14 protein-coding genes are annotated in these 13,725 nt (G+C 73.3%); 8 read left to right on the top strand and 6 right to left on the bottom strand.

The window, feature by feature from the left end:
* Positions 1–17 precede the first annotated feature (17 nt).
* Positions 18–1,328, top strand: a complete 1,311-nt coding sequence (locus ITJ54_RS07185; protein ID WP_194626881.1) for an MATE family efflux transporter — start codon at positions 18–20, stop codon at positions 1,326–1,328.
* A 191-nt stretch (positions 1,329–1,519) separates the two neighbouring features.
* Here the strand turns inward: ITJ54_RS07185 and ITJ54_RS07180 are convergent, their stop codons facing one another.
* Positions 1,520–2,659: a LacI family DNA-binding transcriptional regulator gene (locus tag ITJ54_RS07180; protein ID WP_194626879.1), complete on the bottom strand. Its 1,140-nt coding sequence runs from the start codon at positions 2,657–2,659 to the stop codon at positions 1,520–1,522.
* A 53-nt stretch (positions 2,660–2,712) separates the two neighbouring features.
* On the opposite strand from ITJ54_RS07180, the gene ITJ54_RS07175 reads away from it, so the two are divergent.
* The 4 genes from ITJ54_RS07175 to ITJ54_RS07160 all read left to right on the top strand — a co-directional run bounded on the left by ITJ54_RS07175 (position 2,713) and on the right by ITJ54_RS07160 (position 6,981).
* Positions 2,713–4,041 carry an MFS transporter gene (locus ITJ54_RS07175; protein ID WP_194626877.1) on the top strand — a complete coding sequence of 443 codons (1,329 nt, stop codon included), beginning with the start codon at positions 2,713–2,715 and terminating at the stop codon, positions 4,039–4,041.
* Positions 4,042–4,050: 9 nt separating this feature from the next.
* Positions 4,051–4,746: an endonuclease NucS gene (gene nucS / locus ITJ54_RS07170; protein ID WP_194626875.1), complete on the top strand. Its 696-nt coding sequence runs from the start codon at positions 4,051–4,053 to the stop codon at positions 4,744–4,746.
* 226 nt (positions 4,747–4,972) lie between these two features.
* A complete protein-coding gene (locus tag ITJ54_RS07165) occupies positions 4,973–5,728 on the top strand; it encodes an HAD hydrolase-like protein (RefSeq protein ID WP_228508724.1) in 756 nt (251 codons plus the stop codon).
* Positions 5,725–6,981: a CynX/NimT family MFS transporter gene (locus ITJ54_RS07160; RefSeq protein WP_194626872.1), complete on the top strand. Its 1,257-nt coding sequence runs from the start codon at positions 5,725–5,727 to the stop codon at positions 6,979–6,981. Before ITJ54_RS07165 ends, ITJ54_RS07160 begins: the two co-directional genes overlap by 4 nt.
* A gap of 12 nt (positions 6,982–6,993) precedes the next feature.
* On the opposite strand, the gene ITJ54_RS07155 is transcribed toward ITJ54_RS07160, so the two are convergent.
* Both ITJ54_RS07155 and ITJ54_RS07150 read right to left on the bottom strand, forming a co-directional pair.
* Positions 6,994–7,827: an SDR family oxidoreductase gene (locus ITJ54_RS07155; RefSeq protein WP_194626870.1), complete on the bottom strand. Its 834-nt coding sequence runs from the start codon at positions 7,825–7,827 to the stop codon at positions 6,994–6,996.
* Between the two features lie 42 nt (positions 7,828–7,869).
* Entirely contained in the window at positions 7,870–8,508 is a 639-nt protein-coding gene (locus ITJ54_RS07150) for a nucleoside/nucleotide kinase family protein (RefSeq protein WP_194626869.1), read from the bottom strand.
* Positions 8,509–8,541: 33 nt separating this feature from the next.
* On the opposite strand from ITJ54_RS07150, the gene ITJ54_RS07145 reads away from it, so the two are divergent.
* The gene (locus tag ITJ54_RS07145; RefSeq protein WP_071278694.1) at positions 8,542–8,913 is read left to right on the top strand and encodes a VOC family protein; all 372 of its coding nucleotides are present in this window, start codon (positions 8,542–8,544) and stop codon (positions 8,911–8,913) included.
* Between the two features lie 113 nt (positions 8,914–9,026).
* On the opposite strand, the gene ITJ54_RS07140 is transcribed toward ITJ54_RS07145, so the two are convergent.
* The 3 genes from ITJ54_RS07140 to ITJ54_RS07130 all read right to left on the bottom strand — a co-directional run bounded on the left by ITJ54_RS07140 (position 9,027) and on the right by ITJ54_RS07130 (position 11,588).
* Positions 9,027–9,464, bottom strand: a complete 438-nt coding sequence (locus ITJ54_RS07140) for an NUDIX hydrolase (protein ID WP_194626867.1) — start codon at positions 9,462–9,464, stop codon at positions 9,027–9,029.
* A gap of 79 nt (positions 9,465–9,543) precedes the next feature.
* Positions 9,544–10,146, bottom strand: a complete 603-nt coding sequence (locus ITJ54_RS07135; protein WP_194626865.1) for a TetR family transcriptional regulator C-terminal domain-containing protein — start codon at positions 10,144–10,146, stop codon at positions 9,544–9,546.
* A 122-nt stretch (positions 10,147–10,268) separates the two neighbouring features.
* Positions 10,269–11,588, bottom strand: coding sequence for a carboxylesterase family protein (locus ITJ54_RS07130; protein WP_194626863.1), 1,320 nt, complete (start codon positions 11,586–11,588; stop codon positions 10,269–10,271).
* Between the two features lie 214 nt (positions 11,589–11,802).
* On the opposite strand from ITJ54_RS07130, the gene ITJ54_RS07125 reads away from it, so the two are divergent.
* Positions 11,803–12,603 carry a sugar phosphate isomerase/epimerase family protein gene (locus ITJ54_RS07125; RefSeq protein ID WP_194626861.1) on the top strand — a complete coding sequence of 267 codons (801 nt, stop codon included), beginning with the start codon at positions 11,803–11,805 and terminating at the stop codon, positions 12,601–12,603.
* Positions 12,600–13,703 carry a Gfo/Idh/MocA family protein gene (locus ITJ54_RS07120; RefSeq protein WP_194626859.1) on the top strand — a complete coding sequence of 368 codons (1,104 nt, stop codon included), beginning with the start codon at positions 12,600–12,602 and terminating at the stop codon, positions 13,701–13,703. The genes ITJ54_RS07125 and ITJ54_RS07120 overlap by 4 nt, the downstream gene beginning before the upstream one ends.
* Positions 13,704–13,725 lie beyond the last annotated feature (22 nt).

Below are 13,725 nucleotides of genomic sequence, written 5' to 3'. Positions count from 1 at the left end.
GGCGGCATGATGTCCTGATGCCCTCGTCCCGCCGCGCCGTCGACCGCGACATCGTGCGGCTGGCGCTGCCCGCGCTCGGTGCGCTGGTCGTCGAGCCGCTGTTCCTGCTGACGGACACCGCGCTCGTCGGGCACCTCGGGGCGGCCCCGCTCGCGGCCGTCGGGCTCGCGAGTGCCGTGCTGCAGACCGTGACGGGGCTGCTGGTGTTCCTGGCGTACTCGACGACACCGGCGGTGGCCCGGGCACTCGGAGGTGGGGACCGTCGGAGTGCCGTGCACGCGGGCATCGACGGGATGTGGCTCGCGCTCGTGCTCGGCGTGGTGCTGGCCCTGGTCGGCTGGCCGCTCGCCGGACCGCTCGTGTCGGTGTTCGGCGCGTCGGCCGAGGTGTCCGCCGCGGCCACCGCGTACCTCCTCGTGTCGCTCATCGGGCTGCCCGGGATCCTCGTCGTGACGGCGTCGACCGGGCTGCTCCGCGGCCTGCAGGACACCAGGACGCCGCTCGTCGTCGCGTCGGTGGGGTTCGTCGCGAACGGGCTGCTCAACGCCCTGCTGATCTACGGGCTCGGTTGGGGCGTCGCGGGCTCGGCGGCCGGCACCGTGCTCGTGCAGTGGGCGATGGCCGCCGTCTACGTGGTGATCGCCGTGCGGGCTGCCCGTCGCGTGGGGGCTCCGCTGCGTCCCGGGGCGTCGGGCGTGGTGCGGGCGCTGCGGTCGGGCGCCTGGCTGTTCCTGCGCACGGCGTCACTGCGCGTGGCGATGCTCGCGACCGTCGGGGTGGCCGCCGGCCTCGGCACGGTCGGGCTGGCGACGACGCAGGTCGGCCTGACGGTGTTCAGCACCCTGGCGTTCGCGCTCGACGCGCTGGCGATCGCGGGGCAGGCGCTCGTCGGGCACGCGCTCGGCGCTCGTGACGCGGACCGGGTGCGGCTCGTGACGACGCGGCTCGTCGTGCTCGGCATCGGCGGCGGGGTGCTGCTCGGGCTCATCACGCTCGCGGTCAGCGGGGTGCTCGGCCCGGTGTTCTCGGACTCGGCGGCGGTTCGGGGAGCGCTGCCGCTCGTGCTCGTGCTCATCGCGGCGGGGATGCCTGTGGCCGGGTACGTGTTCGTGCTCGACGGGGTGCTCATCGGCGCTGGGGACGCCCGTTACCTGGCGATCGCGGGAGCGGTGAACCTCGTCGTGTACCTGCCGCTGCTGTGGTTCGTCGGGGACGGGCTCGCGTCGCTGTGGGCGGTGTTCTCGTTCGGGTACATCGGCGTGCGCGCGGTGACGCTCGGCGTGCGGGCGCATCGGCCGGGGTGGATCGCCGTCGCGATGGCGCGGTAGGGGCAGGCGGGGTCGACGGACGGGCGCGGGCGGTGGCGGCTTCGGGCGGTGCGGGTGCTCGATGCGGGGATGGCCACTCGGTGCGAGGTTGGCGGGTCGCACGGGGTGCGCAACCTCGCACGGGCCGAGGGTCCGCGCACGGTGCGGGCGGGGCGAGGGACCGCGCACGGTGCGGGCAGGCGGCCGGGCGCTCAGCCCCGCGGGGCCGCCGTCGTGTCGCCGACGCGGAGCTCGGAGCGGAACGCGGCGCCCTCGGCTGACTCGCCCTCGAGCATCGCCAGGGCCGCCCGCGCCGCCGCCTGGCCCTTCTGCACGAAGGGCTGCACGAGCGTGGTCAGCTGCCGGATCGGGGAGCGGTGGAACAGGCTGTCGTCGACCTGGATGCCGTCGAAGCCGACGACGCTGACGTCCTCCGGCACGCGGAGCCCGGCCTCGAGCGCTGCCGAGATCACCCCGACGGCGAGCAGGTCGCTCTGCGCCACCACCGCGGTCGGGCGGCTGCCGTCGACCGCGAAGAGCGCGGCGCCGGCGACGCGGCCCTCTTCCACCGAGCTGCCACCGGCCTCAATCGCGACGGCGTCGGGGAACACGTCCCACACCCCGCGGAGCCGTTCCATGGTGGTGAAGGCAGCGCCGGCAGCGAAGCGCTCGGGGCTGATCGGCCCGCGGTGGTGCGAGGCGTCGAGGGGCAGCGCGACGACCGTCACGGCGGCGTGGCCGAGGTCGCGGAGGTACTCGGCCGCACGCGCTGAGCCCTCGCGGTTGTCGAGCTTGATCGGGACCGCGCCCTCGATGTCGTCGGCCTCGATCGCGACGACGGGGATCCCGCGGCGACGGAGCACGGCGACCGCGGGGTCGACGCGCACGTTGCAGCCGACGAGCACGACGGCGTCCATCGGGGCGTCGACGAGCGGTCCGGCGCCGCGCTCGTCGTCGAGCGGGCTGCGGACGAGCAGCAGGGAGGCCCCGGCCTCGCCGGCGACCTCGGCGATGCCGTCGAGCGTCAGGACGTTGACCGGGTCGCGGAACGCGTCACTCAGGCGCTCGTCCATCACGACGCCGATGACGCCGGACCGGCCGCGGCGCAGCGACCGCGCGCGCGGGTCGGGCCCGTCGTAGCCGAGTTCGGCCGCCGCGGCGAGGACCCGGGCGCGGGTCTCCTCGGACACCGGGCCGGTGCCGCTGAAGGCCAGGGAGGCGGTGGACGGTGCCACCCCCGCGGCGCGGGCCACGGCGACGAGCGTCGGCCGGGCAGCTCGCGTGCTCGCTCGGACAGCGCCTGCCGCCCGGGGAGTCCCCGACGCGCCGCCGTGTGTTGCCGTGTCGTCCATCGCCGGTTAGCGTATCGGAGAACCCCACTCGAATCGATTCGATCGGAAGCACCATGACGACGGCGTCCGCCACCACGACCGCACCGAGCACCCGAGCGTGGCGCAACGCCGTGTTCGTGGTGTTCACGCTCTCGGGGCTCGACATCGCCACCTGGCTCGGACGCATCCCCAGCGTGCGCGACGAGCTCAGCGCCAGCACCCTGACGATGGGACTGCTCGTCGTCGGGATGAGCGTCGGGTCGATCGCCGGCCTGACCTTCGCCGGCCACATCGTCGGGCGCCTCGGGGCCAAGCGTGGCGTGCAGATCGCCGCCGTCTGCCTGGCCCTCGGGCTCGTGATGGCCGGCATCTCGGTCAGCCTCGGCTGGGGCTTCGCGGCCATCTGGATCAGCCTCATCGCGTTCGGCTTCGGCAACGGCCTGTGCGACGTGTCCATGAACGTCACGGGCGCCACGGCCGAGCGCCTCGGCGGGCGCACGATCATGCCGCTCTTCCACGCCGCGTTCAGCCTCGGCACGCTCGCCGGCGCCGGCCTCGGTGCCCTGGCCGAGCGACTCGAGGTGCCGGTCGCGTTGCACTTCATCGTCCTGGGCATCGTCACGAGCCTGGCGATGGTCACCGTCGTCCGCTGGTTCGGCGACGAGCGGGTCATCGAGGCCGAGGCCACCGACACCAGCCCCGTGCCGCTCCCGGTCTCGCGCTGGGACGTCTGGCGCCAGCCGTCGACGCTGCTCATCGGCGTGATCGTGCTCGGCATGGCCCTGGCCGAGGGCTCCGCGAACGACTGGCTGCCCCTCGCCATGATCGACGGCCACGGGCTGGAGAACGACGGCGGCTCGGCCGTGCTCACCGTGTTCCTGGCCGCGATGACCGCGGGTCGCATCGCCGGCAGCCCGCTCATCGACCGGTTCGGCCGGGTCCCCGTGCTCCGCGCCAGTGCTGCGGTGGCCGTCGTGGGCCTCGGCATGTTGATCTTCGTGCCGAGCGTGCCGCTGGCGATCGTCGGCGTGGTCCTCTGGGGCCTGGGGGCGTCGCTCGGCTTCCCGATGGGCATGTCCGCCGCCGCGGACGACCCCCGCACAGCGGCGGCCCGGGTCAGCGCCGTGGCCACCATCGGCTACGTCGCGTTCCTCGCCGGCCCGCCGATCATCGGTCTCGTCGGTGAGCACTTCGGCCTGCTCCACGGCCTGCTCATCGTGTTCGTGTTCATCATCGCGGCGGGTCTGGCATCCGGTGCTGCCCGCGAGCGCACGCCGGAGGCGACCGGGACCGCCGGGGCCGGCCCGAGCCTCCAGGCCGGACCCGGCGCAACCGGCGCAACCGGCGCGACCGACGAGACGGATGCGACCAGCGCGACCGGAGCGCGACGCGACGCCCGTTAGGCTTCCCGGGTGCGTCTCGTCATCGCCCGTTGCTCCGTCGACTACGCCGGTCGCCTCGCGGCTCACCTGCCCCTCGCGACCCGGCTCCTCATGCTCAAGGCGGACGGCTCGCTGCTCGTCCACTCGGACGGCGGCAGCTACAAGCCGCTGAACTGGATGAGCCCGCCGTGCTCGATCGAGATCGGTGAGCCCTCCGAGGACCAGGCCTCGGCCGGCATCGAGCAGGTCTGGACGGTCACGCAGAAGAAGACCCAGGACAAGCTCGTCGTCAGCATCCACGAGGTCATCGCGGACCAGACCCACGACCTCGGCGTCGACCTGGGGCTGGTGAAGGACGGGGTCGAGGCCCACCTGCAGCAGCTCCTGTCCGAGCAGATCGAGCTCCTCGGTGACGGCCACACGCTGGTCCGGCGCGAGTACATGACCGCCATCGGGCCGGTCGACATCCTGGCGCGGGACGACGCCGGCGCGAGCGTGGCCGTGGAGATGAAGCGGAACGCCAACATCGACGCGGTCGAGCAGCTCACGCGCTACCTCGAGCTGATGAACCGCGACCCGATGCTGCGTCCGGTGCAGGGCGTGCTCGCGGCGCAGACCGTGGCGCCGCAGGCCCGCACCCTCGCCGAGGACCGCGGCATCCGCGTGCTGGTGCTCGACTACGACGCGATGCGCGGCATCGAGGGCGGGCACACCCGCCTGTTCTGAGGGGTGGTTGCGCGGGTGGTCGCGCGCGTGGCGGGTCGTCCCGCGCGTGGTGAGTCGAATCGCGCGTGGCGGGTCGTTCCCTCCGACCCCCAACGCGCGATCCCACTTGCCAACGCGGCCGTGATGGGAAGGAACACCCGACGGCCAGGAGGCTCGGCCCGACTCCGCAGCGCGCGTCCCGCCCGCTGACGGTCGCCTCCACCGCCCCGGTTAGGCTGGTCCTGACATGACCAGCCCGTTCAGCGCCATCCTCTTCGACCTCGACGGCACCATCAGCGACTCGGCGCCGGGCATCCTCGAGAGCCTGACGTACACGTTCCGCCAGGTCGGCGTGCCCGTCCCCGACCGCGCGACGATGATGTCGTTCGTCGGTCCGCCGATCCTCGACACCTTCCACATCGCGATGGGCATGGACGACGAGCTCGCCGACCGCACGCTCGCCGTGTACCGCGAGCACTACTTCTCGCACGGGGCGCTCGACTCCCGGATGTTCGAGGGCATCGACGTCGTGCTCCGCACCCTGCACCAGGCCGGGCTGCCGATCTCGACGGCGACGAGCAAGCCCGAGACCCCGGCGACGTACATCCTCGACCACTACGGACTCGTCGGGGACATCGACGTGATCACCGGGGCGAGCGACGACGAGGTCCGGTCCTCGAAGGCCGACGTGGTCGAGGAAGCGCTCAAGCGTCTCGACGCCCGCGGGTTCGACATCAGCCGTCCGGTGCTGATCGGCGACCGGGTGCACGACGTCGAGGGCGCGACCGTGCACGGGGTCCCGGTGGTCTTCGCCGAGTGGGGCTACGGCTCCCCCGCCGAGGCCGTCGGCACCATCGCGACCGCCGCCACCCCGCTCGACCTGCTGCCGATCCTGCTGCCCGGGTCGGACACGGGAACGCGCTCGGGCTCGGGCTCGGGCTCGGACGCTTCCGGGTCCGACGCTTCTGGGACGTCCGCCGCCGACCTCGCCGGCCGGGCGTGAGCACCCGGGGCGAGCTGGTCCGCCGCGCGGGCTGGGTCCTGCCGGTCGCGATCGTCCTGGTCGCGCTGAACTTCCGTGGGCCCATCGTCGCGCCGGCACCCGTCATCGGGGACGTCCGGATGGACCTCGGGCTCACCACCACCGTCGCAGGGCTGCTGACGACGATCCCCGTCCTCTGCTTCGCCCTCGCGACACCGCTCGCGAGCTGGGTGATCGCGAAGGCCACCCCGGAGCGGGCGGTGTCGCTGTCGCTCGTCGTCGTGCTCGTCGGCACGGTGATCCGGTCGCTGCCGAGTGCCGCCGCACTGCTCATCGGCACCGCGGTGATCGGCATCGGCATCACGATCGGCAACGTCGTCGTCCCGGTGGTCATCCGCCGCGACACCTCGCCGGAACGCGTGGGGATCGTCACCGGCGTCTACACGTCGGCGCTCAACGTGGGGTCGATGACGACCTCGCTCGGTACCGCCCCGATCGCCGACCTGTGGGGCTGGCCGGTCGCCATCGCCCTGTGGGGTGTGTTCGCGCTGATCGCCGGCCTCGCCTGGACGTACACCGTCGGTGCGCGTGCCGCCTGGCTCGGCCCACGGTCCGGTGCGGTCGCCGAACCGCTGCCGGTCACCGGGCCGATCGACCAGGTGCTCGACACCGGCGCGGTCCGCACCACGACCAGGCCGACTCGGGTCTCCGTCGTGCGCCCGACCCGCTGGGTGACGATTGGACTGACGTTCGCCTTCGGTGGGCAGGCCTTCTCGTACTACGCCCTGACCGCCTGGATCCCGACGCTGCTGCACGACGAGATCGGCTTCTCGAAGGCGTCGTCCGGGGCGAGCTCGTCCGTGTTCCAGATCCTCGCGGTGGTCGGGGCGCTCGGCGTTCCGGTCCTCGCGGCGCGCTGGCGACCCCGCGCGATCCTGTCCCTCGTCGGGACCCTGTGGCTCGCGATGCCCCTCGGGCTGCTGTTCGCGCCGCAGCTCTGGTTGCTGTGGTCGATCCTCGGCGGTGCGGCCCAGGGCGGCGGCATCACGGTGATCTTCATCATCATCGTGCGGCTCGTCTCGAACGACGACGATGCCCGCCGGATGTCCGCGTTCGTGCAGGGCGGCGGGTACCTGCTCGGGTCCGCGGGGCCGATCGTCGCCGGGGCGCTCCACGGTGCGACCGGGGACTGGACGGCGCCGCTGCTCGTCGTGCTCGTGGCGGTGCTGGTCCTCGGTGTCGTCGGCACCTTGGCCGCGCGCCGGGTGCCCTGAGCCGCGCGGAACTCAGCCCGCGCGCAACACGTCCCGCAACGACATCGGCGCCCGACCCGTCACCCGCTCGACGTCACCCGTGACCCGCGCGAGCGCCCCCTCCGCGATCGCCGTGTACGTGCTCACCCACGCGTCCGCCTGCCACGGCTCGGGGTTCCACCGCGCCCGCGAGGCGTAGGCCTCCTCCACCGTCTCCGGCTGGTACCGCACGGCACGACCACGTTCCGCGCTCACGACCGCCGCCGCCTCCGCGAGCGTGATCGCCACCGGCCCGGTCAGGTCGTACGTCCGGTCGAGGTGCGCCGCCGGGTCCCGGAGCACGGCCGTCGCCACCCGCGCCACGTCCGCCCGCGCGACCGCTGCCATCGCGCCGTCGCCCGCGGGTCCCCGGATCACGCCGTCCTCGCCGACCAGGTCCTCGACGAAGTCCAGGTAGAAGCTGTCCCGCAGGAACGTGTGCCCCATGTCGGTCGCGCGGATCGCCTGCTCCGTCGCCCAGTGGTCGCGCCCGAGCGTGAAGGTCGCGTCCTCCGCGGCGCCCATGAAGGACGTGTAGACGACGTGCCGGACACCCGCGTCCGCAGCCGCCGCCACGAAGGTCCGGTGCTGCTCCAGCCGGTCCCGAGCCTCCGCTCCGGAGACCATGAGCAGCAGGTCGACGCCCTCCAGCGCGGCCCGCGACGCCGCGGCGTCCGCGAACGTCGCGGTGCGCACCTCGGTGCCCGGCAGCTCCGGTGCACGGGCGGGGTCGCGCACGACCATGCGGAACGGCGCGCCGTCCGCGGCGAGCGCGCGGGCGACGGCGCCGCCGATGTTGCCGGTCGCTCCGGTGATGGCGATGGTCATGAGGGCTCCTGTCGTGTGGTGCGGGTCGCGACCCGCAGGTGGTCAGGTCCGGACGATCCGGGAGGCTCGGCTCACCGTGGCAGCGACCCGTGCGGCGTTCACGCCGTCGACCTCCACCGCCCAGGTGCGGGCCGCCTCGTGGTCGCGGCCGTGTCGCATGTGCCGACCGACGAGGCGGTCGACGCGGACGTCGTCGTCGACCGTGCAGAACCAGGTCTCGGTGAACAGGTCGGGCAGCGCTGCCCAGGGGGTGGAGTCGTCGAGGAGGTAGTTGCCCTCCGACACCACGAGCCTGGCTGCCTGCGGCACGGCGATGCTGCCGGCGACGGGCTCGTCGACGCGGCGGTCGAAGTCCGGCGCCCACACGACGGGCTCGTCACCGTTCACCAACCGGCGGACGAGGGCGACGTACCCGTCGGCGTCGAAGGTGTCGATCGCGCCCTTGCGGTCGTGCCGACCGAGGCGGTCGAGTGCGGCGTTCGACAGGTGGAAGCCGTCCATGGGGACCTGCACGGCGGTGCCGGCGCCGAGGTGCTCGTCGACGGCGACGACCACGCGGCGGGCCAGGGTCGACTTGCCCGCGCCGGGGGCTCCCGCGATGCCGAGCACGACCCGCTCGCCGGACGCGGCCAGCTCGACCGCGCGGCGGACGGCGTCGTCGACCGTTCCCTCCGTGCGCACGCCCTCATCCTCCCAGAGGAGTTCACTGTCGGCATGACGATCGACGCGACGAAGGCGTTCAGCGGGTTCTCCGTGCGGGACCCGGCCGAGGCGAAGGCGTTCTACGAGGACGTCCTCGGGCTCGAGGTCACCGAGGACCACGGCATGCTCGCGCTCCAGCTCGGCGGCGGCCGATGGGTGCTGGCCTACCCGAAGGGCCCCGCGCACGAGCCCGCGGCCTTCACGGTGCTCAACTTCCCCGTGCCCGACGTCGACGCCGCGGTCGACGAGCTCACCGCGAAGGGCGTGACGTTCCTGCAGTACGAGGGCATGACCGACGCGAAGGGCGTCAACCGCAGAGGTGGCCCGCTCATCGCCTGGTTCACCGACCCCTCCGGCAACGTCTTCAGCGTCATCGCCGAGTGACGACCGGGCAGTGCCGACGCTGAGATCGCACTTCGTGTCGGCTCGGGCAGCGCCGACCCGACACCAACTGCGATCTCACCGCCGAGACCGCGCCCCGGGCGGTGCGGCACGGCTCAGCCGAGCGCGCCCGCCCACCCCAGCGCGATCGGCACGACCAGGCCGTGCCGGTGGTGCGGGAGCTCCGCGATCGGGATCCAGTCCGCCCGCTCGGTGGAGCCGTCGGCCTCGTCCCGCAGGGCTCCGCCGGTGATCCGCACGCGGAACACGACCTGCACGGCCTTCATCGGCCGGCCGTTCTCGTGCATCCGTCGCTCCGCGGGCACCAGGTGGTGCCGCACACCGAGCAGTCCCCCGACGGTGACCTCGTACCCGGTCTCCTCCATGAACTCGCGGACGACGGCCTGTTCGACGCCCTCGTCGTACTCGACGCCGCCGCCGGGCAGCGCCCAGGTCCCGGCTTCGGGGAAGCGCTGCATCGCCAGCAGCACACGCCCCTCGTGCGTGACCACGCCGTACGCCGCCAGCCGGGTGTCGTAGTCCGTGTACTCCATGACCCGACCATCCCAGGAAGCCGCGGGTGCGCACGCGTGCCGCGCCGAGCCTCCCGTCCGGGTGGTCCCGGTGCTGCTGTCAGCGGGTCGGCTGCGCGACGGGGCCGCTCGCCCAGCCCACCCGCATCCGGGCCACGGCGCGGTCGTACCCGCCGAGCAGGTCGACGTCGTCGCGGAGCAGGGACTGCAGCTGCAGGCCCTCGTACAGCGCGAGCAGCTGCTCAGCACCGTGGCGGGGTGCGGTCCCGCGGGCCTCGCGCCCCATCACGACGTCGCGGGCGAGGGTCAGCGTGAGGTCCTCGAACGAGCGCGCGTACTGCTTGCGGAACCACCCGGCGGCGGCGTGCCCGGGGTTCGACGCGGCGCTCAGCAGGGCGATGCGCAGTCGGACCAGCGCGGGGTCGCCCTCGCCGGTCTCCAGGCGGGCGCGGACGTAGGCGACGGCACCCTCGCGCTCGGCGATGGGGCGCAGGATCTGCCGCGTGGCGGTGTTCCAGCGGTCGACCACCGCGACGATGAAGAGCTCCCAGACCGGGTAGGCGAGACGGAACTCCTCCACCGTGATGTCGGCGTGGACCGCGACCTCCTCGGGTCCGACCTGGTGGAAGTCGGCTGCGCGGTACGCGAAGATCCCCGCGGCCACGATGCGGGCACGGAGGTCGGGATCCACGGACACGGGCATGCCCCGATTCTCCGGGGGTGGAACGACCGTGGATACCGCCAGTTCAGGGGGTGCCGGCCTGGGCCACCCGCTGCCGACAGCCGCGGGCGAACGCCGCCGTCGCCCACGGGCGGACGCCGCAGTCACCCGCGGTCGAACGCCAGCGTCTCGTCGCTCGGCGCCGTGACCCGGCCGGTCCGCGCGAACTCGGCCCAGATCGCCCGGATCCCGGGGCCACGGCGTTCGGCCTCGGGCCAGTCGCGCTCGGACACGAACAGGCTGCCGGCCCAGGCCTCGCGCCCGCCGAGCAGCATCGGGAGCTCACCCATGTGTGCCGCACCGGTCGGCCGTCGCGTCGCACCGCGGAGCAGTCGGTACCGGACCGCCGTGCCGCCGCCGGCGCGGTGCCGTTCGGCGAACCGACGGGCATCGCGGCCGTAGATGACCTCGGTCAACGGGCGGACGAGCCACCACCGCACGAGCGCGCGGCCCACCCGGGTGCGGGCGACCTGACGCACGCCCGGCAGGACGGGCACGTACATCGCGGTCTCGTCCGCGGCCGAGCCGATCATCAGGTCGATGCGGGGCGCGACCCGTCGCCAGGCGTCGGCGAGGTCGCGCTCCGCGGGCAGCGGCGCGAAGCCGTACTGGGTGCCGTAGGGCATCCCGCCGCGCAGGCCGAACGGCATCGCGATCCGTTCCGCGCGGGCCTGTCGACCGAGCAGGTCCTCGAGCGCCGTGTCCGGGCCGACCGCGCCGATGGTCCGCACCATGGCGCGGTTCATCCGGGAGCGCCCCCGCGACAGACCCAGCGGCGCGCTCTGCACGATCGCCCGGTGGAACAGGCCCTCGGTGCCCTCGCTGATCATCAGGTGCGCGACGGCGTCACCGCCGGCGGACTGCCCGAACACGGTGACGTTCGCGGGGTCGCCGCCGAACGCGGCGATGTTCTCGTGCACCCACCCGAGCGACGCGACGAGGTCGAGCAGCCCGAGGTTCGCCGGCACCCGGTCGCCGTCGCCGAGGAACCCGAGCACCCCGAGCCGGAAGGTGACGGTCACGACGACGACCCGCTGCTCGGTGACCAGGTCGGTCGGGTCGTTCATCGGCAGGTCCCCGCCACCGATGACGTACGAGCCGCCGTGCACCCAGACCATCACCGGCAGGCGCTCGTCGGCGCCGACGTCGGCCGGCAGCGTGATCGAGAGCCGTTGGCAGTGCTCGTCGACCTCGGCCTCGACCACGTGCAGGAGCTGGTCGACCACCGGGGAGGCCGACTGCGGCGCGAGGGGCGCCGGGGTGTCGGCGTCGAACACGTCGGGGAACGGCGGCACCGGCTGCGGCGGCTGGAAGCGCTCGGCGTGTGCGTACGGGACCCCGAGGACCCGCACCACCCCGTCGTCGCGCTGGCCACAGATGCGTCCGGCGGGGCTGTCGAAGGTCAGGGTCGCGTCGTGGAGCACCGGTCCACGCTAGCCCGGGAGGCTCGGCGCACGCCCGGTGCGCCGGCCGCGGCTGACGGGGCGCGGACGCTCGTGACGACGGGGCGCGGACACGGGCGACGCAAAACTACACACCGGGTGGTTTTCGGTGTAGCGTCGTCCTCGATCTCGCCGCGGAGCATCGCGTCCTCGACGGGTCAGCACAGCCCAGTCAGGACCGAAGGAGCCCCGCGCAATGCCCATCACCTCCGTGCAGCTGTACTCGCTGCGAGACGCCATCGCCGACGACCTCGATGCGGCCATCGCCCGCGTGCGCGAGATCGGGTACGAGAACGTCGAGCCCTACGCGTTCGTCGAGCGTGCCGCCGACCTCGAGCGGGCCTTCGCCGCCACCGGCCTGAAGGCCCCGTCCGGCCACGTCGCCGTGATCGACGCCGCCGACACCACGCCGATCTGGGACGCCGCCGAGCGCCTCGGCATCACGACGGTCATCGACCCGTTCATCCCGACCGACCGCTGGCAGACCGCCGACGACGTCAAGGCCATCGCCGACCGCGTCAACGAGCTCACCGCCGAGGCCGCAGCCCGTGGCCTGCAGTTCGGCTACCACAACCACCAGTGGGAGTTCACGAACAAGGTCGAGGGCCGCACGGTCTACGAGCTCTTCGTCGAGCAGCTCGCCCCCGAGACCGTCCTCGAGGTCGACACCTTCTGGGCGACCGTCGGTGGCGCGGACGCCCCCGCCGTGCTCCGCTCCCTCGGGGACCGCGTCGTCGCGATCCACGTCAAGGACGGCCAGGTCGACGGCGACATCCGCGACGCCCTGCCCTCGTCCGAGAGCGCCCTCATCGTCCCTGAGGCCCTGCAGCGCGCCTTCGAGAACCAGACCCCCGCCGGCCAGGGCGACGTCGACGTGGTGTCGATCCTCGCCGCTGCGCCCCAGGCGATCCGCGTCGTCGAGTTCGACGCGTACAAGGGCGACGTCTTCGAGGGCATCGCCGAGTCCCTCACCTGGCTGAAGGACAACGACAAGTGAGCCGTGTCGGGATCGGCATCATCGGTGCCGGCAACATCTCCACGCAGTACCTGGGCAACCTGACGCAGTTCGCCGACGTCGAGGTCCGCTTCGTCGCCGACGTCCTGCTCGACCGCGCTGCTGCCCAGGCAGCGGAGTACGGCGTCGGGGCCTCCGGTTCGGTCGAGGAGCTCCTGGCCCGGGACGACGTCCAGATCGTCATCAACCTGACGATCCCGGCCGCGCACGCCGAGGTCGACCAGCAGATCATCGACGCCGGCAAGCACGTCTGGAGCGAGAAGCCGATCGCCACGGACCACGACTCCGCCGCCGCGGTGCTCGAGTCCGCGAAGGCCAGGGGCCTCCGGGTCGCGACCGCGCCGGACACGGTGCTCGGCGCCGGCATCCAGACCGCGCTCCGGGCCATCGCCCGCGGTGACATCGGCGAGCCGCTCACCGCGACGACGATGTTCCACGTCCCCGGGCCCGAGGCCTGGCACCCGAACCCGGACTTCCTGTTCGCCACGGGTGCCGGACCGCTGTTCGACATGGGTCCGTACTACGTGACGACGCTCGTGCACGCCCTCGGTGCCGCCACCCGCGTGCAGGCCGTGTCGTCGAAGTCGCTCGAGCGTCGGACCATCGCGTCCGGCGACCGCGCGGGCGAGACGTTCCCGGTCGAGGTCCCGACGCACCACGCGGCCCTCATCGAGTTCGCCGGCGGGCAGTCGGCACAGTCCACGTTCTCGTTCCAGCACGCGATGCCGCGCATGGGCTTCGTGGAGATCAACGGCACGCTCGGCACGATCTCGCTCCCCGACCCGAACACGTTCGAGGGTGACTCCACCCTGTGGCGGTACGGCCAGGACGAGCCCGAGACGATCACCGCCGTCGGGTCGACCTGGGGCCGCGGTACCGGGGTCGTCGACCTCGCGCGCGCCATCGCCGAGGACCGCCCCGAGCGCGCCTCGGGTGCCACCGCACTGCACGTCCTCGACGTGCTGCTCGGCATCCGCGACGCTGCCGAGTCGCACACGGCGGTCGACATCACCTCGACCGTGGCGTCGATCCCGCCGCTCCCCGAGGACTTCGACCCCGCCGCGGCGGTGCTCACCGCGTAGCTCGGGCACGCTCCCCCGCTCG

It is taken from the genome of Curtobacterium sp. VKM Ac-2865, from assembly GCF_015350905.1.
Lineage (GTDB): Bacteria > Actinomycetota > Actinomycetes > Actinomycetales > Microbacteriaceae > Curtobacterium.
Note: the sequence above shows the minus strand (reverse complement) of the source record. Positions and strands in the feature narration are given on the sequence as shown.